This window comes from Kribbella sp. NPDC050124, from assembly GCF_044460355.1.
Taxonomy (GTDB): Bacteria; Actinomycetota; Actinomycetes; order Propionibacteriales; family Kribbellaceae; genus Kribbella.
In genome coordinates this window covers 135,300-153,106 of the sequence record NZ_JBITJU010000011.1, presented here as the reverse complement: position 1 = coordinate 153,106, position 17,807 = coordinate 135,300, and the positions used below count along the sequence as shown (strand labels likewise).

Here is a 17,807-nt window from a genome sequence, read left to right as displayed (position 1 = left end):
CGCCGACGGGGGCAGCACACGCATGCCCCCGCCCGACGGATGGAGACCACGATGCCGAAGGCGAGCACAAAGCCGGAGCAGCACGCCGCTGACAGCCACGACCTGATCCGGGTCCAGGGCGCCCGCGAGAACAATCTCAAGGACATCAGCGTCGAGCTCCCGAAGCGCCGGCTGACGGTGTTCACCGGGGTGTCGGGCTCGGGCAAGAGCTCGCTGGTGTTCGAGACGATCGCCGCGGAGTCGCAGCGGATGATCAACGAGACCTACAGCGCGTTCCTGCAGGGCTTCATGCCGAACCTGTCGCGTCCCGAGGTCGACATGCTGGACGGCCTGACCACGGCGATCATCGTGGATCAGGAGCGGATGGGCGCGAACCCCCGCTCCACGGTCGGCACCGCCACCGACGCCAACGCGATGCTGCGGATCCTGTTCAGCCGGCTCGGCAAACCGCACGTCGGCCCGCCGACGGCGTACTCCTTCAACGTCCCGAAGCGGACGGCGACCGGCTCGATGGTCGCCGACAAGGGCGCCGGCGAGAAGACCGTCGTCCGCAACGCCGTCTACCACGGCGGGATGTGCCCGAAGTGCGAGGGCATGGGCTCGGTCAACGACATCGACCTGACCGCGCTGTACGACGAGAACAAGTCGCTCAACGAGGGCGCGCTGACCATCCCGGGCTACAGCATGGAGGGCTGGTACGGCCGGATCTTCCGCGGCAGCGGCTACTTCAACCCGGACAAGCCGATCAAGAAGTACACCAAGAAGGAACTGCACGACCTGCTCTACCGGCAGCCGACCAAGATCAAGGTCGAGGGCATCAACCTGACCTACTCCGGCCTGATCCCGCAGATCCAGAAGTCGTTCCTGTCCAAGGACGTCGAGGCGATGCAGCCGCACATCCGCGCCTTCGTCGAGCGCGCGGTGACCTTCACGACCTGCCCCGACTGCCAGGGCACCCGGCTCAGCCAGGAAGCGCTGTCGTCGAAGATCAAGGGCAAGAACATCGCCGACCTGTGCACGATGCAGATCAGCGACCTGGCCGACTGGATCCGCGGCCTCGACGAGCCGTCCGTGGCGCCGCTGCTGGTTGGCCTCCAGCACCTGCTTGACTCGTTCGCCGAGATCGGTCTCGGCTACCTGTCGCTGGACCGGCCCGCGGGCACGCTGTCCGGGGGAGAGGCGCAGCGGACCAAGATGATCCGCCACCTCGGCTCCTCGCTCACCGACGTCACCTACGTCTTCGACGAGCCGACGATCGGCCTGCACCCGCACGACATCGAGCGGATGAACAACCTGCTGCTGCAACTTCGCGACAAGGGCAACACCGTCCTCGTCGTCGAGCACAAGCCCGAGACGATCGCGATCGGCGACCACGTCGTCGACCTCGGCCCGGGCGCCGGCTCCGCCGGCGGCACGGTCTGCTACGAGGGCACCGTCGAGGGCCTGCGCAAGAGCGACACCACCACCGGCCGCCACCTCGACGACCGCGCGAAGCTGAAGGAAACGGTCCGCGACGCCACCGGCAAGCTCGAGGTACGGCGTGCGTCCACCAACAACCTGCGGAACGTCAACGTCGACATCCCGCTCGGCATGCTCTGTGTCGTCACCGGTGTGGCCGGCTCCGGCAAGAGCTCGCTGATCCACGGCTCGGTCGCCGGGCGTGAAGGCATCGTCGTGATCGACCAGGGTGCGATTCGCGGATCACGCCGGTCGAACCCGGCGACGTACACGGGTGTGCTGGACCCGATCCGCAAGGCGTTCGCCAAGACCAACGGCGTGAAGCCCGCGCTGTTCAGCTCGAACTCCGAGGGCGCCTGCCCGACCTGCAACGGCGCCGGCATCATCTACACCGAGCTGGGCGTGATGGCCACCGTCGAGTCGACCTGCGAGGAGTGCGAGGGGCGCCGGTTCCAGGCGTCGGTGCTCGAGTACACGCTGGGTGGACGGAACATCGCGGAGGTGCTCGCGATGCCGGTGTCCGAGGCTGTGGAGTTCTTCGCCGACGGTGAGGCCCGGACGCCGGCCGCCCAGAAGGTCCTGGACCGGATGGCCGACGTCGGGCTCGGCTACCTGACGCTGGGCCAGCCGCTCACCACACTGTCCGGCGGTGAGCGCCAGCGGCTGAAGCTGGCCACGCAGATGGGTGAGAAGGGCGACGTCTACATCCTCGACGAGCCGACGACCGGCCTGCACCTGGCCGACGTCGAGCAACTCCTCGGCCTGCTGGACCGCCTGGTCGACGCCGGCAAGTCGGTCATCGTCATCGAGCACCACCAAGCCGTGATGGCCCACGCCGACTGGATCATCGACCTCGGCCCCGGCGCCGGCCACGACGGCGGCAAGGTCGTCTTCGAAGGCACCCCCACCGACCTGATAGCCAAGAAATCCACCCTCACCGGCGAACACCTGGCCACCTACGTCGCCTGACGGACGTCCCGCCGTACGCCGCCCGACCGGTGTCATGGGGTGCAGAGGGCATCGGCGGCTCGGGTCGCTTGGGCGGCTACGCCGGGGATGCTCGAGGTGATGAAGGAGCCGCCGCCGACCAAGTCTCCTACGACGTGGACTCTCGGGTCGGCGGGAATCAGGCCGCCGGACGGGTGCAGGGTGGCGAGACCGGTTTGCGTGAGGGACTGGACGAGGTCCTGGCTCATGGCCGGGACCGCCTGCGGCGGCGGGTTCACGGCGTTGACGACGACCTGGGCGGTGGTCAGCTCGTTGCTGTGAGCCCGGAACTGCCCGTCGACAACCTCGATCGACCGGAGGCCGGACACGAGCGTGAGCTGGCCGGCGTCCAGGAGCCGCATGAGGATCGCGGCATTCACCGGAACCATCGGCGATGCCACGCTGGCTGCCGTGCGGAGATGACGCCGTACCAGCGCCCGATCGGGTTCCGGCAGCAGCCGCCACGCGAACGGGCCGACGGTGTGCGCAGTCTCCTGCAGAACCCGCCGGCTGATCCGGGAGTCGTCGACCGCGGCGAGCTGCCGCCGGAGCCGCTGCACCGGATCCTCAGTCTCGGTGCGCAGCAGCTCAGCCACGAACTCGTCGAAGTCCTCACCCGCCAGCTCCGCCCGGAACAGCTCGACGAGCTGATCGAGCGTGACCTGCCCCAGGCCGGCCACTCGTTCGACGGTCAGGTACTGCGGCCGCCGCTGGCTCGGGCGCTGCCAGACGTGCGGTAGAACCCCGCTTCGCGACAGCAGCGTGATTCGTCCCGCATGTCCGCGAGCGGCGAGCGAGACCACGACATCCACAGCGGTCAGCCCGCTGCCGATGATCGCCACGTCGCTCTCGACCGGCACACCGTCGAGCGTCCGGGCCAACGGATACGGGTCGGCGACGAAGCCTTCCGTACCCGCGAGGTTGTACAGATCCGGGGGAGTTCCGCCGCCCACGCAGAGCGCCACCCGCGAGGCCTCGTGCTCCTCACCATCCTGCGTGCGCACCGCCAGGCGACCCTCGGTGCGGACGACTTCGGTCACCCGAGCCGGCACGACGCGCACGAGCCACCCCTGCTCACCCAAGGCAGCCATCGCCTTCTCAGCCGTATCCGCCAGATACTCGCCGTACACCGCCCGCGGAACCAACGGCTGACCCAGCAACTCATCCAGGTGCTCAGCGCCTCGATCACCGAGCCAGGCGGCGTAGTGCTCGAAGTCGCCGCTCCGGATCGACATGATGGCGGGCGGCGCGTTCACCAGCACCGACTCCAGGTCCGGGCCGTACGCGCGCCCTCGCCACAGGTACGGCGACGGTTCGAAAACGCTGATCGTGCCGGTCTCACCCGCTGTGGCAGCCAGCGCGTCGAGCAGGCCGACAGCCGCCGCGCCTCCTCCGACGATCGCGATGTCCATGGTGTTCCTCTCCGGTTGGCGTCGGTATCGACCTTCGCCGTCGCCGGCGGCGATCCCCATCCCGCGCGGACGGGCGATCGGCACCGGGTGACCCCCTCAAATGAGGGGTGGTGCCAGCTGGGGGACCAGGCACACTGGTCGCCGGAGGGATGCGCATGACCGATCGCCACGGTGCGGTCCTGTCGGCTGCCGAACGGGCCGTTGACGGGGTCGACCTCTTCACTCGCGTCTCGGCGGGGTTGCGACGCCGGATGCCGTTCCACTCGGCCGTGTGGACAGCTTCGGACCCCGAGACGGGCCTGATCACGGCGCCGATGCTGGTGGAGAACCTCGGCTCCGGAGACGGCTGCGCCACCTACTGGGAGAGCGAGCTGCTCGAGGAGAACGTCGTACCGTTCCGGGATCTTGCCCGGGCGACCGTACCGGCCGCGGGGTTGCGCGCGGCGACCGGCGATCTGCCCGCGCGCAGCGCCCGCTTCCGCCGCCTGCTGGCCGGCCAAGGCGTGTACGACGAGCTGCGCGTCGTACTGCGGATCGGGGATCGGCCGTGGGGACTCGTAAGCCTGTTCCGCACCACGGACGCCTTCGGTCCGGACGACATCGCGCTGCTCGCGGGCCTGTCCCGACCGCTCGCCGAGCGGTTGCGCGAGTTCGCCCGCCCCAGCGAGACCGCGCCCCGCACCGACTCACCCGCGCCCGGCCTGATCCTCTTCGACGAGACCGGCGCGGCCACCTCCATCAACGAAGAGGCCAGGCATCACCTTTCGACCCTGCCGACAGGTCCCAGCTTTCCTTCGCCCCTTGGGTTGAAGCTACCGATCTGGGTTATCGGCACTGCGCTCCAGGCCCGGGCCATCGCGGGCGGCCGCGACCACGGCAACGCCCGAGTCCGCCTACGCACCACCGAAGGCCGCTGGCTGGTTTGTCATGCCTCTTGTCTCAACGGCCCCGGCGGCCGCCCGGGCCCCGTCGCGCTCGTCATCGAGCCCGCCACCCCGGCGGATCTGGCAGTCCTCATCGCCGACGCCTACGGCCTGACCCCCCGAGAACTCCAGATCACCCAACTGGTAGCCCGCGGAATGACCACCACCGAGATCGCCTCGACGCTGTTCATCTCGCCACACACCGTCCGCGACCACTTGAAGCTGATCTTCACCAAGGCGAACGTGTCCACCCGGGGCGAACTGGTGGGCCGCCTCTTCACCGAGCACTACTGGCCGGCGCTGCCAGAGCCCACCTCAGTCGCAGCCCAAGGCCACTCGCCAGCCATCACCCGCCGCCCCCGACCCAACCAGCCAACCTGATCAGCGGTTTCGGTCGTAGATCAGGGCGATCTCGCCGGCTGGGCCGGTGGTTTGGCTGGTGAGGGTCCAGTGAGTTGCCGGGAGGGCTTCGTCGAAGAGGCGGGGGCCTTCGCCTAGGAAGATCGGGAAGATCATCAGGGCCAGGCGGTCGACCTGGTCGGCGGCGAGCAGGGCTTTGATGACGCTCGCGCTGGAGAAGACGACGATGTCGCCGCCCTCGGTCGCCTTGAGGTCGTTCACTACGTCGACAGTTGGATTGTCGACAATCGTCGTACGCTCCCAAGGCGCCTCAGTGAGGGTGGACGACAGCACCACCTTGTCGGTGTCCACGAGCCACTTGGCGAACGCCTCGTCGCGCGGGTCGGCGCCTTCCATGCCGATGACCGTGGGCCAGAAGCCCAGGAAGCCTTCGGCGTTGACCCGGCCGAGCAGTGCAGTCGTGGCCGGCTCGAAGAGGCTGACCATGTGGTCGCGTGCGACGTCGGTGACGGCGTACGGCAGCACCCAGCTCATGTCGAGCGGATCCGTCTTGGCGTACCGGCCGTCGATGGACAGGCTCATGTTGGTCACGACCCGGCGGCCGCTGGTCTGCTCGGTCATTTCTTGCTCCTGATGTCGGTGTTTTGCAGGGTTGCCACGAGCTTGTCGAGGCTCTGACCGAAGCCCAGCTCGATCCCCGCGATGAAGTCCGCGGAGTCGACTGTGCTGTCGGTGATGCGGTACAGAACGTCCAGATCGGTGCCGGCGTCGGTACGCCGGAGGTCGAAGTCGACCTGCGAGGTGAAGGCGATGGTGCCGTCGGGCAGCGTGGGGGAGAGGCGGTAGGAGAGGCGCTCCCCTGGCTGTGCCTCGTCGACGGTTCCCTCGCCGCGGCCGGCGACCTGGTCGGTGCCGGCGGTGTCCTCGATGTCGCGGTACTCCAGGACGATCCGTCCACCTGGATGCGGCTCGAAGACCAGCTCGGAGACGCGCAGGTCGTCCGGCGTCCACCACTGGGTCAGCAGCGTCGTCTCGGTGAGATGCCGCCACACCAGCTCGGGATCGCCGGCCAGCGAACGATGGAACCCGAACGACCGGCCGTCCGCCCAACCCGGCGCCGCAGCGGCCAGCCGCTCCGCTTCGAGGCTGAGCCCGTGCCGGTCGAACGCCGTACGCGCGCCGCCAGGCTGGTCCACAGTGTCGGCAAGCCGGCTGAGTGCGGCCGCAAGATCCCGCAGGGGAGTGGCCTGCAACGCGTAGATGCGCCGCTGCCCCGTCCGCTGCGAGATCACGATCCCGGCCCGCTCGAGCGTCTGCAGGTGCTTCGTCGTCTGCGGCTGCCGCGCCTGCGCAAGCTCCGCCAGTACGCCGACCGACCTCGGCCGCTCCGCCAACAGGCTTACCAGACGCCACCGCGCCGGATCCGCCAAGGCGCTCAATACTCCGTCCATGAGCTCGATTATTCGCTGAGACGAATATTCGTGTCAAGGAATAGCTCCGAGCGATCCGCCAACTTGTCGGTCGGGGATGGGAGGGTGGCTTCTCACGGAGCCGCAACGAACGGAGTGACCAGATGAGCCGCGAGGTCCAGATCACCTTCGACGCCCACGACCCCCGGGCACTGTCGACCTTCTGGCGCGACGTCCTGGGTTACGTTCATCCCGGTCCGCCTGGCGTCGAGCTTCCCGAGGGCGCCGATCCGCTGGCTGCGTGGGACGAGTTCCTCGAGCGCATCGGCGTACCGGAAGACCAATGGAACAGCAGGTCCGCGATCGAGGATCCGGACGGCGAGCGGCCGCGCGTGTTCTTCCAGCAGGTCCCGGAGGGCAAGTCCGCCAAGAACCGCGTCCACCTGGACGTCCGCGCAGCCCCGGGCCTCGCAGGCGACGATCGCATGGCCGCCCTGGAAGCCGAATGCACCCGCCTCGAGGGTCTCGGCGCAACCCGCGGCTACCGCGTCGAGCCTGCGCCCCCGATGGAAGCCGGCTTCATCACCATGCAAGACCCCGAAGGCAACGAGTTCTGCCTGGACTGACGCGCCCGATCGGCGCCTACTGTCCGGCCAGCTTGGCTACGGCCGGCGCGAGGGTGTCGGCGAAGTCGGCGCCGATGACGAAGTAGGAGAAGCCGATCTCCTCGCGACGTCGCTGGATTTCCTCGGCGGCTGCCGCGGGATCACTCGGGAGTATGACGAGCGAGTCGGCCGCGCGAAGCGCCGCGGTGTCGAGGTCGGGCGGCGCCATGAACGGAGCGACACCGTCACCGACAGCGGCGACGTGCTGGCCGAGTTCGAGGTCCCGGTCCCCAGGAAAGTCGCGCACCAGGGTCGTGGTCTCGACCCGATCAGTGTCCGGTCCGAGTACGAACGTGACTCCGTCAGCGACCTCGAGCGCCAACGCCTGCGACTTCGGTCCGCTCACCGCCATGACAACCGGCGTGTGCAGATCGGGCCCATCGAACCTACGCAGCGCGGCCACGGTCTCACGCATCCTGGCACGACGCTCAGCAGGGGAGACGGCAGGCAGCCCCAGCTCGACTTCGATCCCGGGCCGGCCGGCGCCGATGCCCATTTCGAAACGGCCTTCGGTGAGTACTGAGAGCGAATGGGCCTCCCATGCTGTACTCCATGGTTGGCGCAACGCGGCGGCATAGACCCACGAGCCGACCCGCAGGTCAGTGAGCGCGGCCGCGGTCGCCAGCGTAGGGCCAATGGCTGGCTGCCACGTAGGAACGTCGGGCATCAGCAACGTCGAGTAACCGCTGTCAGCGATGCGTCGCACGCGGTCCCGCCACGTCGGCAGGTCGGACCGGATCGGCGCAACGACCCCGAATCGAAATGGTCTGGTCACTCGCCTGGCCTGATCGTTCACCATGATTCTCCCTGAGTCTGGACTCTTGTTCGGTCCGCTTGCCCTATCCACGAACCCACCACCCAAAATCCGACAACCCAACCCAAACCCAACGAAGTTTCTCCGGTGACTCAACTTGTACCGCCGGCTGCTGGCGCAGCGGGAGTTCCTGCTGGGTTCGCCATGACCGCTCCGGCCGGCCGTTGACCGAGCTCGCGGCAGTGTTGCCTCTGCCGCGAGCCCGTGACATGCGCGCAGCGCGTAACTCAGGCTCGCAACGACGCAATCGCCTGGGCAGCTAGTCGTTCGGCGTGCTCGGGGCGCGCGAGCCAGCCGATCCACCCCTCGTCCATCGGCGGGGTGGACCCGTTGCGAGCGGACTGCCGGAAGTCGAGGCAGGCCAGCCACAGCGGTCGCATGGCCAGGACGCCGGGCAGCCGCTCGAGCTCTTCACCGGTGAGCTGGATGTGCTCGCGATACCCGCGCGCGACCGCGTCGATGCCCTCGCCGTCGCCCTCGCCCGCGGTCGTCAGCAGCCAGGCGCGGGCGGGCAGGCGAGGTCCGCGCCCGGACCCTGCCCAACCGACGATGGCGAGGTTGCCCGGACTGCCGACGGCCGCCCATGCGTGGTAGTTCCCGTGGGTGAACGCCTCGGGCAGGCCTTCCGCGTCGTCGGCGTGCTCGACCTTGTCGCGGAGCCACTCGAACATCTCGCGACCTCCGGGAGTGACGGCGTCCTCGACGCTCACCAGAAAGCTCATCGCCGCTGCGAGATCCTGCTTCGGTCGTCCCGCGAAGAAGGCGCCGTCGTGCTCCTCCGAACCTCCGTCCCGCCCGACCGCACCACCGGCCGCGGGCAGTTTGTGCAGGCGGCCGAGCAGGCTCGCCAGCTCGTGGAGCACCGCCGCGACTGGGTCGGGCGACCGCCCTCGACGTACTCGGTCACGATCACGCCGCTTCCCTCGAACACCGACACCGGACTGTCGTGCGCGGGCCGTTCCGCGGGCAAGTCGTGCAAGGCCAGGAACCGCAGGATCTCCGCATCGCCCTCGACACGGCCGACCGTGTCCGCTGCCGACGAGAAGACTCGAGCGATCCAGGGCGGGCCGTCCTCTCGCTTGACGACCAGCGTCCAGGGGTAGTGGCCGACCCAGGACCCGCTCGGCCGCGTCTCGGGGTCGTCGTCGATGGGCGCGATCGAGGTGATGCGAATGCCGTATCGCGTCTCGAGGTGCTTCCTCAGGTCCGCGAACTCGACGGGGCGAGTTCGCGCAAACGGCGACGTTCGGCCCTTCTCCAGCGCGGCGCGGGCCTCTGTGTACCGCAATCCGGTCGCTTGTGCCCGTTGACGAACGGCGCGCTTGAAACTGCCCTCTTTGGTCATGACAAGCCTCCTCGACGTGCCCCGTTCCCCCAGCGAAGTGGCACTCGAAACAGGCCTGGATGGCAGCAGCCTTGAGGGCAGAATCCCCTTCGCCTTCTCGAGGGCCCGGCTGGGGCAGGTCCTCAGGAGGCTGGGCGTCGGCAACGCCGTGCATCGATCGTGCCGGGGCCGAGCCGCCGTGTCAACGACCGACTACTGGGGGAGTACGCCGTGTTCGATGGCTGGGGGATGAGGCCGTGCAGGTGGCAGCTCCGGGGTCGTAGAGTCGCGCTATGCCGAAGTGGAGCAGGCCCGGCCGGTCCAAGGCCGTGACAGCCTAGGAAGGACGCCGTCATGTCGGAGCTTCTCGTCGATTTCATCACCTCCCTCGACGGCTACGCATCGGGAGAGGGGTGGCCCGGGTTCTGGGGCCTCGAGGGACCGGAGTACCTCGCATGGCTCGGCGAACAGCCCAAGGTCACCTACTTGATGGGAGCGAACACGTACCGCCTGATGTCGGGGTTCGCCGCCGGCGAGGTCCCGAGTGGCCAAGACGAGTTCAGGCCCGACGAAGAGGCGTCCGTCGACGAGCTCACGCAAGCATCCAAAGTGGTGTTCTCCTCCTCACTCGAGGAGCCACTGACGTGGGCCAACTCCACGCTCGTCCGGGACGACGCCGTCGAGGCGGTCCGCGCCATGAAGGCCAGTGGCTCGGGGCTCCTCAGCACGATCGGCAGCATCAGCCTGTGCCGGTCCCTGCTACGAGCCGGACTCGTCGACCGCTTCCGGGTTGGGATGTTCCCGGTGATCACTGGGGCCACGGGCGAAGAACGCATCTACGACGGCTATCCGGACGTCGCCCTCGAGATGATCGAGCACCGCACCTTCGACGGCCGCATCCAGCTGGTCGAGTACAAGCCCCGCGTGCTCGACCACCCGCCGCTCGGCGCCCCCACGTGATGTCGCCCCGTCTGCCGGTGTCAAACGCCATCGCCGCCGTACTTCTACTCCCATGATTCAACTGGCAGGAACGGGAGTTGATGAACCGGGAGTTGGTGGTGTCGCTCTGACACACTCGCCGGATGTTTTCGGCACCCGGCGGGCGCCTTCCGGGCTGCCCGATGGTCAGCTGGTGGTGAGCCAGGGGCCGACGGGATGCCGGGGTAGGGCTGATCGCGGGTCATCGAGGATCGCCTTGGTCTGTGCCGCGTACTCACTGCTTGCTCGCCAGCATCCGTCCGGCGGCTGCAGGCCGTCGGCGAGTCGGGACCTCATCGCTTCGAGGGTGCCGCGCAGGGACTCGATCACGGCTGCACCATGCCGGGCACGCCAGGTCCGTTCGACCTGGGCCACCCGCTCGGCGTAGGCGTCACGCTCTCGCAGCCCTGCCGGGGTCAGGGTGACGACCCTGCCGCGGCCCGCTTCGGCCGGACGTACGGTGATCAGTCCCGACCGTTGCAGCGCCCCGAGCGCTGGGATCACCGGCCGGCCGGTCACCCCGGTCCGCCCGGGCAGCTCCCGGACCCGGATCGGGTCGGCACTGAGCGCAGGCAGGAAATTCGCGGCGATCGCCATCGGTAGCGGCGAATCCGTCTCGACCTCCCGCGTAAAGGCCTGCAGCGCGGCCGCGAGCGAATCAGCGATCGAACCTTCCGCGGCTATGCCCGTGACTACCGCAAGCGAACTTCGGAGCTCGCCCATCGCGTCCCGGCCGAAGCGTTCCGTCCACCGATCGTTCGTCGCCGCGATGATCGGCGGCCAGAGTTCCTTGGCGCGGCGACAGACAGCCTTCGGGCTAAGCACCGAGGTGCCGCGCAGCCGGCGACTGCTGCCGTACCCGTCCCTCGGCGGTCGCCGGATCGGCGCATCGGTCTCCAGCCGCACCTCGACGTACCCCCACCGCTCCACGCCGCCGATCATCGGGAACAGATCCTTCTCGGTCCAACCTGTCCGCTCGAGCAGCGCGACGACCGTCGTCCCCGAGTCGTCTACGTGGCGCAGTAGCGGCCAGAACACGACAGGCAGCTTGAACCCGGGGAATCCCGACCGCGCCAGTTGTCCCTCGAACTCGTTGTCCAACTCGATCCGGTACGCCATCAGCGCCTGCGCCAGCAAAGTCGACAAAGCAGGCTCAAGCTCCCGCCGCGAGTCGCAGGCATCGTCGCCGAGGGCCCTGTTGTTGGTCATGCGGTGATGCTAGGAGCAGGCGACCGACAGCCGAATGCACCTTCCATACTTTAACTGGCAGGCACGGGAGTCGATGAGCCGGGAGTGGCGAGGTGGCTGAGCGGCCTCACTGCGGCAGCGCTGCGATCTTCGGCTGTGGAGCGCAGCACGTCTGTCAGTTCGCGTCGAACCTCAGACGCATGACGGTTCTGGCGCCGGCGGCGCGGATCGTAACGAATCCCCGCGCCTCGTAGGAGGCGAGGCGTCCCATCCAGCTGTCGTTCTCCTCAGCCCTGCGACTGGCTGCCGCGTGCGGCGCGAGGCTCGTCTTGGGGAACGCATCAAGAGCTGTGGCGCCCGACTCTCGTGCATAGTCGATCGCTGCGTCCAGCAACGCGCTAGCAACTCCGGTTCCGCGGACCTCGCGGTCGACGTAGAAGCATGTGACGGCGAAGACTGCGTGATCGCCAGGAGCAGGTCCGTATTTCCGAGACCGTTCAAGCCGACTGTGGTCCTCGCGCGGCGCGACAGCGACCCAGCCAACCGGGCGGCCGTCGATGTAGGCGACGAGCCCGGGATGGCGGCCTCGATCGACGGTGGCCTTCAGCGCTGCCTTGCGGCGGTCGACCGGTCCTTGCTCGTCTCGCCAGAGCATGCACCAGCAGTAGCCCGGAATCGGAACGCCGCCGCGTGGGCCTTTGCGCTCGAACAGTTGGACTAGGTCGTTCCAGCGGTCGGGGGTGACCACCTGAACTTCCGCGTGCGGATCGTGTCCCGTGGGGGTGTTCTCACGGTCGACGGGCATCGGAGTCCTCTCGGTGTTACTCGGCGGGCAGCCAGCAGACGCAGAAGGGATGGCCTGCAGGGTCGGCATAGGTCTGAACCCCTCGCGCGGCCGTACGATCGTCGGCAGCTTTCAGCAGTCGACCGCCCAAGCCGATCACCTCATCGTCGGCGGCATCAAGCCCTTCGGTGCCGACAACGTAGAAGTCGAAGTGGACCTGCTGCGGGGTGCCGTCAGGCCATTCGGGCTGGACGTGGTCTGGAGCTAGTTGGACACCTAGTTGCCACTCACCATCGACCCAGATGTTGCGCCAGCGTGTGCCGTCTTCAACCACTGTTCCGCCGAGCAGTCCCGCCCAGAATGCGCTCTCCGCGTCAATGTCCGCGGCGTCGAACACGATCATTCGGTGTTTCACGTCCATGCGAAGGTCCTCGGGTCGAGGCTGACCCGCGTGGCCAGCGCTGTTATGCGTGACCTTAGACGCCACCGGTAGCAGCAAAGGGATCGTCCTGTAGAGCTGCAGGGACACCCGCTCATGGGCAGATGAGTGCGGCCGGCTAACCCGTCCGCGGCAGCCCCGGGGTCGCAGCATTGCGACGTCCTGCCGGTCAGCCGAGCGATGGCGGATCAGGTGACTGGTCCCTCGTGAACGGCAGCGACGTATCGGGCGTAGGCGGTTGCCGAGTCAACGGCATGTCGTTCGATCGTGGCAGGTGAGTAGCCAAGCGCCTCGGCCAGGATCGCGACGGGTGCGAGCTTGGTGAGCTCGTGCAGCGCTCCGAGTCGTGCGGCGCGGGTGCTGAAGATGTTGCGGAGCCGTGCTCGCAGGTGCGCGGAGCCGAGATGACGGCCGGGGAAGTGACCGCGAAAGACCCAGTTGCTGGCCGGGTGGGCCGCGGTCAGGTCGTGGCCAGGACGTTCAGCCAACCGTCGCCAGGGCTCGTCAAGTGGTGAGGGTAGCGCGATCTCGAGGGCACCAACCTGGACAGTGATGAGGTTGTCGGTCACTTTCACGTCGTCCCAGGTCAGTCCGACGACGTCCTCCACCTGTTGGCCGAACACGAGGACCAGGATCGCCGCAGCGCGATCACGCGGGAGAAGCTCGTCGGTGTGGACGACGCGCTGAACGACGACCTCTTGATCGGCGGCATCCATGCGCGGGCTCGTCCCACGCCGGTGACGCTGCATTTTCAGGTCGGGAGTGACGAGTCGGGTCTTGATGGCCCAGCGGAGGAATCGGTCCGCGACCAGGCGGGTCGACGGCCCTGTCGCCTGCCATGCGTCGAGGTGCTCTTGCCGGAGTTCGGCAAGCTCGACGGCGTGCTCGGTGAGCCAGTTCAGGAAGTCGATTGCGACGGTGACCGTCTGTTTGCTGCGCAGGAAGGTGCCTTGTGTGACCTGGTTCATCTGGTTCATCCGGCGTTGATGCTGCCAGCGGATGTAGCGGCGGATTACGTCGCGGTTCACCGGGTCGCTGAGCCGCTCGAGCGCGGTCCGTGCCCACTCGTCGTAGCGCACTCGATAAAGGTCGTGCCGGGGGAGTGCGTCGTGCTCTACGAGAAGACCGCGGACGTACTCGCGAGTGGGTGACGACGGCAGAGAGTCGATCGCCTCATGCGTCACCGTTGGTGCGACAGCGAGCGTCTGGAGGAACTCGGTCACGTGCTTTTGACGGATCCAGGTGAGTCCGCTGTTGGCTCGTCTCATCGATTTCAGTGCGCCGGCCAGCGGGGGAGCTCGGGCGCGATCGATCCGGTCGCTGGGTTCGTGAGCAGGAGGTCGACGGCCGATGCAAGGGTGCAGCTCCAGCAGTTTCCGCCGTCATAGAGCTCGTCCTCAGCGCCACAACGTCTGCAGTCGACATTGAGCTTGAGGCCTGAGCATCGCCTGCACGCGGGTTGGCCGTCGACCAGTCCGGGAAGGACGCCCTCGTGCCCGCACCGGCAGGCGCCGCGGGTCCGTTTGGCCTGTTGGTAGCAGTAGCCGCAGATGCCGCCGTCGGGCCAGTTGGCCACGATCTGGTGGTGCTGGCGGCAACGGCTGCAGGGGACGGGCCAGCGGACTGGGTCCTCGGCCTTGCGGGGCCTACTCATCCTCGTCTGGTGGCACCAGGCGCACCCGATGTGCAATCGGGTCGCTTGGTCGGACCCCCAGGTCCTCGCTGCGCTTAGGAGCGTTTGCTGTGGCGGCGGCCCGCATTTCGACGTAGGGCTCGAACAGGTCGTTGGGTGTGCAGTCCAAGATGTCGCACAACGCGGCGAAGGTCCGTGCCGGAATTCGTTCCGGGGTGCCGGTGACGAGGCGGTAGACCTGGCTTTCGGAGAGGTTGATCCCGCGGGTCTTCAGGAGCGGCATGAGCTCGGTGGTCTTCCACAGGTTCCGCTGGGCCATGATCGTGCGCAGATTCCAGTTGAAGCCGATGCGGCGCTGCTCAGCCATCGGTGGCCTCCTCGGTCTTGGCGATACGACCAGCAATCATCTGCTGGACCGCCTTCTGCTTGAAGTCGGACGAGACCGACGTGTAGAGGCTGGTGGTCGAGGCGTAGGAGTGCCCGACCTGGGCCTGAACGAAGGTGGGGTCGTAGCCGGCCTCGATGAGGTGCGTGACGTAGGAGTGCCTCAGGCAGTGCAGGCCGAGCTCCTTCGGGAGCCCCACAGCGTCACGTGCGGCCGCGAAAGCGTCGCCGAGGGCGCCGAGGGTGACTCGGTCGCCGCGCTCGCTCGGCCATAGTGCAGCGGAGCGATCGGCGGTGGTGAAACGGTCGCGGTGTCCCGGTGCGGTCCAGGTCTGCAGCATCGGCACGACCCAGTCGAACTCGGGGACCGTCAGCACCGTCCGACGCCGAGGTCCAGAGCCTGCCGTCCCCTTCGCCCAGCGAACCATGACGGCGCCGAACATGCCGTAGTTGGGGACATGCGGGTTGGGACCGAAGTCGTGCAGATCCAACATCGTCAGCTCGCGTCGGCGGAGCCCGTAGGCGTAGCAAAGCTTGAAGGCGATCGAGTCTCTATAGACCGGGAGCCAGCGCTTGGAACCGACGGCGTGCTCGCGATCAACGAGATCGTCCAGATAGTCGAAGAGCCGCTGGAGCTCCCTCTTCGTGAACGCACGACGCCCAGCCGGGACCGCGTCGTCGGTGGTGTGCTTGGGGGTGTTCCAGTCGAAGCAGATTTGTGACGGGATATCGCCGAAGGTTCGCTCGCAGAAGTCGGTCCAGCCGTAGGCCGGGTGCGTGAGGTAGGCGCAGAACATCGCGACCGAGTTGCTGTCCGAGCGCAGCGTGGTCAGGCTGATCGGCTTCTCGCCGGAGCGGCGCTCGGCCAGGAAGTCCTCGATGTCCGCGGGACGCCACTGCCAAGGAAACTCGCCAGTGAACTCCTGGAATCGGCGCACTAGGCGGCAGCGGTTCTCGATCGTCGCGGTCGTCAGACCTCGGGCGAGCATCTGCGCCCGCCAGCCGTCCAGCATGGCGTCGAAGACCCGCTCGTCGGCGCGGAACAGCCCGACGGTCGGGTCGCTCAGCAGCCTCGGAACAAACCCCGGAACGATGCCGTCCATTACACCTCGCCGCCGTGGAATCGTGCATTAGATGCACGAAACCTACGGCCACCTGCGCGAACATCGCCAGCAACACGCCGCGCGAGCGGCACGGCATCTACCGGGAACCGGCCTTGACCTGCACAAACGGCTTCAACAGTCCGAGACGGGAGTTCCTGCATCTAATGCAACTCCCGCGAGTTAAGCGCCGATAAGCGACATTATGTCAACTGGTAGTCTGCGTGTTGCATCAGATGAATCATCGAGGTCAGCTTGAACGCCTGCCCGGCCAACGCCTTCTGAATGCGGGCCTGACCTGCGGAAACGTCGCCGCTGACGGCCTCTACCGAGCGCCCAATATTGAGGCCGGACGCCTTGGTGTCGTTCGGCGCAGTTGGCCGCGACACGCCGTTGACCTGGACAAACACACCATGCGTCTCATCGGATGCATCATGGAATCACTGGATGAAACCAGAATCGCGGGAGAATTCGATGCAGATTGACGGCTCTGGAAGGGTCCAGCTGGTGCCGTCGATGCCGGTCCTCCGGCCCGACGAGCAGGTGCTCCAACTGATGCTCGACGGCTGGCGCAACCAGCAGCTGTCACGCAACCTCCAGTTCGCCACGATCGACCAGCGGCTGCGCTGCGTTCAGCGATTCCTGGACCACGTCAACGAGGACCCGTGGCACTGGACGCCTGCGATGGTCGAGGAGTTCTCCGCGGACCTCCGCACCGTCAAGCACGTCGCCCACTCCACGCTCCGCGGCTACCACTGCGCGCTTCGCGCGTTCACCAGCTACATCAGCAACCCCGACTACGGCTGGGACCGCATCTGCGAGCACCACTTCGGTACCCACCCGGCCCAGGTCTTCTTCGACTGGAACACCGCTCCCCACGTCCAGGAGTACGACGGTCGTCCGACCAAGCGGCCCTTTACCCGTGAGGAGATCAGCGCGCTGTTCGACCACGCCGACGACGCGGTCGAACGCATCGGCAACTCGACCCGCAAGGGCTGGCAGGCCGCCTACCGCGACGCGGTGATGATGAAGATCGCCTACGCCTACGGCCTCCGGTTCAACGAGTTGCGGCACCTCCAGACCGTCGACTTCGCCCGCAATCCGCATGCCCGCGAGTTCGGCGCCTTCGGTGTCTGTAAGGTCCGTTACGGCAAGGCGCGACGCGGCTCCCCGCCCAAGCCCCGCAGCGTGCTCACAGTCTGGCGATGGACCCCCGCCATCCTCGAGGACTGGCTCGCCAACGGCCGCGGCGAACCCGGCACTCTCGATCTGTTCCCCAGCGAGCGCGGCGGCCTGGTCGTCGAGTCGACCCTGCTCAGGCGGCTCCGCCGCTACTGCGAGGAACTGGGCTTCTCCGACGGCCTGGACCTCCACTCCTTCCGTCGCTCCTACGCCACCCACCTCCTCGAAGCCGGCTGGGACCCCCGGTTCGTCCAGGACCAGATGGGCCACGAGCACGCCTCAACCACGGGGATCTACCAGTTCGTCTCCGACGAGTTCCGCCGCTCCACACTCAGGAGCGCGCTGGACCGCACGGTGAACGAAGCCATGCAACGAAGGACCGAGGACGGCACATCATGAAGCGCAAGGTTGACTACACCTGGCGGCTGGCCGAGCTGATGGCGGCCCGCGGCCTGCACAACACCACCGACCTCATCCCCCTACTGGCCGAACGCGACATCACCCTGTCCCGACCGCAGGTCTACCGCCTCGTCAACCAGCGTCCCGAGCGAATGTCACTCCAGGTGATCGCGGCGCTGTGCGACATCTTCGACTGCACACCCGCCGACCTCCTCACCACCACCGCCGCCGACGCACGAGCCCGCAAGACCGGTACCGCTTCCCCATCGAACGTCGTCGCGCTCGACCGCACGGTCCGGCCCCGTCGCGCCAACATCCTCGACGAGTAGCGGCCAGGAGGTTCTCGTGGATCCGAAGCCGGCCGGACT

General features: G+C 67.5%; 19 protein-coding genes and 1 pseudogene. 6 read left to right on the top strand and 14 right to left on the bottom strand.

What is annotated here, in order from left to right:
• Positions 1-51: 51 nt before the first annotated feature.
• Complete coding sequence (locus ACIBL3_RS25175; RefSeq protein ID WP_396355991.1) at positions 52-2,427, top strand: ATP-binding cassette domain-containing protein; 2,376 nt, start codon at positions 52-54, stop codon at positions 2,425-2,427.
• A 32-nt stretch (positions 2,428-2,459) separates the two neighbouring features.
• On the opposite strand, the gene ACIBL3_RS25170 is transcribed toward ACIBL3_RS25175, so the two are convergent.
• Positions 2,460-3,857: an FAD/NAD(P)-binding protein gene (locus ACIBL3_RS25170; RefSeq protein WP_396355990.1), complete on the bottom strand. Its 1,398-nt coding sequence runs from the start codon at positions 3,855-3,857 to the stop codon at positions 2,460-2,462.
• 155 nt (positions 3,858-4,012) lie between these two features.
• Between ACIBL3_RS25170 and ACIBL3_RS25165 the strand changes: the two genes are divergently transcribed.
• The gene (locus ACIBL3_RS25165; RefSeq protein ID WP_396355989.1) at positions 4,013-5,161 is read left to right on the top strand and encodes a LuxR C-terminal-related transcriptional regulator; all 1,149 of its coding nucleotides are present in this window, start codon (positions 4,013-4,015) and stop codon (positions 5,159-5,161) included.
• On the opposite strand, the gene ACIBL3_RS25160 is transcribed toward ACIBL3_RS25165, so the two are convergent.
• Together ACIBL3_RS25160 and ACIBL3_RS25155 are read right to left on the bottom strand one after the other, a co-directional pair.
• On the bottom strand, positions 5,162-5,761 hold the full coding sequence (locus ACIBL3_RS25160) for a dihydrofolate reductase family protein (RefSeq protein ID WP_396355988.1): 600 nt from the start codon (positions 5,759-5,761) through the stop codon (positions 5,162-5,164).
• Complete coding sequence (locus ACIBL3_RS25155) at positions 5,758-6,591, bottom strand: metalloregulator ArsR/SmtB family transcription factor (RefSeq protein ID WP_396355987.1); 834 nt, start codon at positions 6,589-6,591, stop codon at positions 5,758-5,760. The genes ACIBL3_RS25160 and ACIBL3_RS25155 overlap by 4 nt, the downstream gene beginning before the upstream one ends.
• Before the next feature lie 122 nt (positions 6,592-6,713).
• On the opposite strand from ACIBL3_RS25155, the gene ACIBL3_RS25150 reads away from it, so the two are divergent.
• Positions 6,714-7,175 carry a VOC family protein gene (locus ACIBL3_RS25150; protein ID WP_396355986.1) on the top strand — a complete coding sequence of 154 codons (462 nt, stop codon included), beginning with the start codon at positions 6,714-6,716 and terminating at the stop codon, positions 7,173-7,175.
• A gap of 16 nt (positions 7,176-7,191) precedes the next feature.
• Here the strand turns inward: ACIBL3_RS25150 and ACIBL3_RS25145 are convergent, their stop codons facing one another.
• The 4 genes and pseudogenes from ACIBL3_RS25145 to ACIBL3_RS25130 form a co-directional block, all read right to left on the bottom strand.
• On the bottom strand, positions 7,192-7,629 hold the full coding sequence (locus ACIBL3_RS25145; RefSeq protein ID WP_396356110.1) for a hypothetical protein: 438 nt from the start codon (positions 7,627-7,629) through the stop codon (positions 7,192-7,194).
• 30 nt (positions 7,630-7,659) lie between these two features.
• A pseudogene (locus ACIBL3_RS25140) lies at positions 7,660-8,013 on the bottom strand (LLM class flavin-dependent oxidoreductase); the annotation flags it as partial.
• Between the two features lie 242 nt (positions 8,014-8,255).
• On the bottom strand, positions 8,256-8,750 hold the full coding sequence (locus tag ACIBL3_RS25135; RefSeq protein WP_396355985.1) for a hypothetical protein: 495 nt from the start codon (positions 8,748-8,750) through the stop codon (positions 8,256-8,258).
• Positions 8,747-9,373 carry a hypothetical protein gene (locus tag ACIBL3_RS25130; RefSeq protein WP_396355984.1) on the bottom strand — a complete coding sequence of 209 codons (627 nt, stop codon included), beginning with the start codon at positions 9,371-9,373 and terminating at the stop codon, positions 8,747-8,749. The genes ACIBL3_RS25135 and ACIBL3_RS25130 overlap by 4 nt, the downstream gene beginning before the upstream one ends.
• Before the next feature lie 333 nt (positions 9,374-9,706).
• Here ACIBL3_RS25130 and ACIBL3_RS25125 point away from each other — a divergent pair, with 333 nt between their 5' ends.
• Positions 9,707-10,312, top strand: a complete 606-nt coding sequence (locus ACIBL3_RS25125) for a dihydrofolate reductase family protein (protein ID WP_396355983.1) — start codon at positions 9,707-9,709, stop codon at positions 10,310-10,312.
• Positions 10,313-10,477: 165 nt separating this feature from the next.
• Here ACIBL3_RS25125 and ACIBL3_RS25120 read toward each other — a convergent pair whose 3' ends face one another.
• From ACIBL3_RS25120 to ACIBL3_RS25090, 7 genes are all read right to left on the bottom strand, one after another.
• Positions 10,478-11,539, bottom strand: coding sequence for a MarR family winged helix-turn-helix transcriptional regulator (locus ACIBL3_RS25120; RefSeq protein ID WP_396355982.1), 1,062 nt, complete (start codon positions 11,537-11,539; stop codon positions 10,478-10,480).
• Positions 11,540-11,693: 154 nt separating this feature from the next.
• Complete coding sequence (locus tag ACIBL3_RS25115) at positions 11,694-12,323, bottom strand: GNAT family N-acetyltransferase (RefSeq protein WP_396355981.1); 630 nt, start codon at positions 12,321-12,323, stop codon at positions 11,694-11,696.
• Positions 12,324-12,339: 16 nt separating this feature from the next.
• Complete coding sequence (locus ACIBL3_RS25110; protein ID WP_396355980.1) at positions 12,340-12,723, bottom strand: VOC family protein; 384 nt, start codon at positions 12,721-12,723, stop codon at positions 12,340-12,342.
• 206 nt (positions 12,724-12,929) lie between these two features.
• On the bottom strand, positions 12,930-14,009 hold the full coding sequence (locus ACIBL3_RS25105) for a hypothetical protein (protein ID WP_396355979.1): 1,080 nt from the start codon (positions 14,007-14,009) through the stop codon (positions 12,930-12,932).
• A 378-nt stretch (positions 14,010-14,387) separates the two neighbouring features.
• On the bottom strand, positions 14,388-14,741 hold the full coding sequence (locus ACIBL3_RS25100; protein ID WP_396355977.1) for a helix-turn-helix domain-containing protein: 354 nt from the start codon (positions 14,739-14,741) through the stop codon (positions 14,388-14,390).
• Complete coding sequence (locus tag ACIBL3_RS25095) at positions 14,734-15,861, bottom strand: tyrosine-type recombinase/integrase (protein WP_396355975.1); 1,128 nt, start codon at positions 15,859-15,861, stop codon at positions 14,734-14,736. The genes ACIBL3_RS25100 and ACIBL3_RS25095 overlap by 8 nt, the downstream gene beginning before the upstream one ends.
• A gap of 200 nt (positions 15,862-16,061) precedes the next feature.
• Entirely contained in the window at positions 16,062-16,268 is a 207-nt protein-coding gene (locus tag ACIBL3_RS25090; RefSeq protein ID WP_396355974.1) for a hypothetical protein, read from the bottom strand.
• 64 nt (positions 16,269-16,332) lie between these two features.
• On the opposite strand from ACIBL3_RS25090, the gene ACIBL3_RS25085 reads away from it, so the two are divergent.
• Positions 16,333-17,439 (top strand): tyrosine-type recombinase/integrase, encoded by a 1,107-nt coding sequence (locus tag ACIBL3_RS25085; RefSeq protein ID WP_396355973.1) that lies wholly within the window; start codon positions 16,333-16,335, stop codon positions 17,437-17,439.
• Positions 17,436-17,768: a helix-turn-helix domain-containing protein gene (locus ACIBL3_RS25080; protein ID WP_396355972.1), complete on the top strand. Its 333-nt coding sequence runs from the start codon at positions 17,436-17,438 to the stop codon at positions 17,766-17,768. The genes ACIBL3_RS25085 and ACIBL3_RS25080 overlap by 4 nt, the downstream gene beginning before the upstream one ends.
• Positions 17,769-17,807 lie beyond the last annotated feature (39 nt).

Bases quoted from the DNA above. Each gene is read 5' to 3' on its own strand.
- ACIBL3_RS25175 (WP_396355991.1), top strand. From the start codon at position 52: ATGCCGAAGGCGAGCACAAAGCCGGAGCAGCACGCCGCTGACAGCCAC.
- ACIBL3_RS25170 (WP_396355990.1), bottom strand. From the start codon at position 3,857: ATGGACATCGCGATCGTCGGAGGAGGCGCGGCGGCTGTCGGCCTGCTC.
- ACIBL3_RS25165 (WP_396355989.1), top strand. From the start codon at position 4,013: ATGACCGATCGCCACGGTGCGGTCCTGTCGGCTGCCGAACGGGCCGTT.
- ACIBL3_RS25160 (WP_396355988.1), bottom strand. From the start codon at position 5,761: ATGACCGAGCAGACCAGCGGCCGCCGGGTCGTGACCAACATGAGCCTG.
- ACIBL3_RS25155 (WP_396355987.1), bottom strand. From the start codon at position 6,591: ATGGACGGAGTATTGAGCGCCTTGGCGGATCCGGCGCGGTGGCGTCTG.
- ACIBL3_RS25150 (WP_396355986.1), top strand. From the start codon at position 6,714: ATGAGCCGCGAGGTCCAGATCACCTTCGACGCCCACGACCCCCGGGCA.
- ACIBL3_RS25145 (WP_396356110.1), bottom strand. From the start codon at position 7,629: ATGCGTGAGACCGTGGCCGCGCTGCGTAGGTTCGATGGGCCCGATCTG.
- ACIBL3_RS25135 (WP_396355985.1), bottom strand. From the start codon at position 8,750: ATGAGCTTTCTGGTGAGCGTCGAGGACGCCGTCACTCCCGGAGGTCGC.
- ACIBL3_RS25130 (WP_396355984.1), bottom strand. From the start codon at position 9,373: ATGACCAAAGAGGGCAGTTTCAAGCGCGCCGTTCGTCAACGGGCACAA.
- ACIBL3_RS25125 (WP_396355983.1), top strand. From the start codon at position 9,707: ATGTCGGAGCTTCTCGTCGATTTCATCACCTCCCTCGACGGCTACGCA.
- ACIBL3_RS25120 (WP_396355982.1), bottom strand. From the start codon at position 11,539: ATGACCAACAACAGGGCCCTCGGCGACGATGCCTGCGACTCGCGGCGG.
- ACIBL3_RS25115 (WP_396355981.1), bottom strand. From the start codon at position 12,323: ATGCCCGTCGACCGTGAGAACACCCCCACGGGACACGATCCGCACGCG.
- ACIBL3_RS25110 (WP_396355980.1), bottom strand. From the start codon at position 12,723: ATGGACGTGAAACACCGAATGATCGTGTTCGACGCCGCGGACATTGAC.
- ACIBL3_RS25105 (WP_396355979.1), bottom strand. From the start codon at position 14,009: ATGAGACGAGCCAACAGCGGACTCACCTGGATCCGTCAAAAGCACGTG.
- ACIBL3_RS25100 (WP_396355977.1), bottom strand. From the start codon at position 14,741: ATGGCTGAGCAGCGCCGCATCGGCTTCAACTGGAATCTGCGCACGATC.
- ACIBL3_RS25095 (WP_396355975.1), bottom strand. From the start codon at position 15,861: ATGGACGGCATCGTTCCGGGGTTTGTTCCGAGGCTGCTGAGCGACCCG.
- ACIBL3_RS25085 (WP_396355973.1), top strand. From the start codon at position 16,333: ATGCAGATTGACGGCTCTGGAAGGGTCCAGCTGGTGCCGTCGATGCCG.
- ACIBL3_RS25080 (WP_396355972.1), top strand. From the start codon at position 17,436: ATGAAGCGCAAGGTTGACTACACCTGGCGGCTGGCCGAGCTGATGGCG.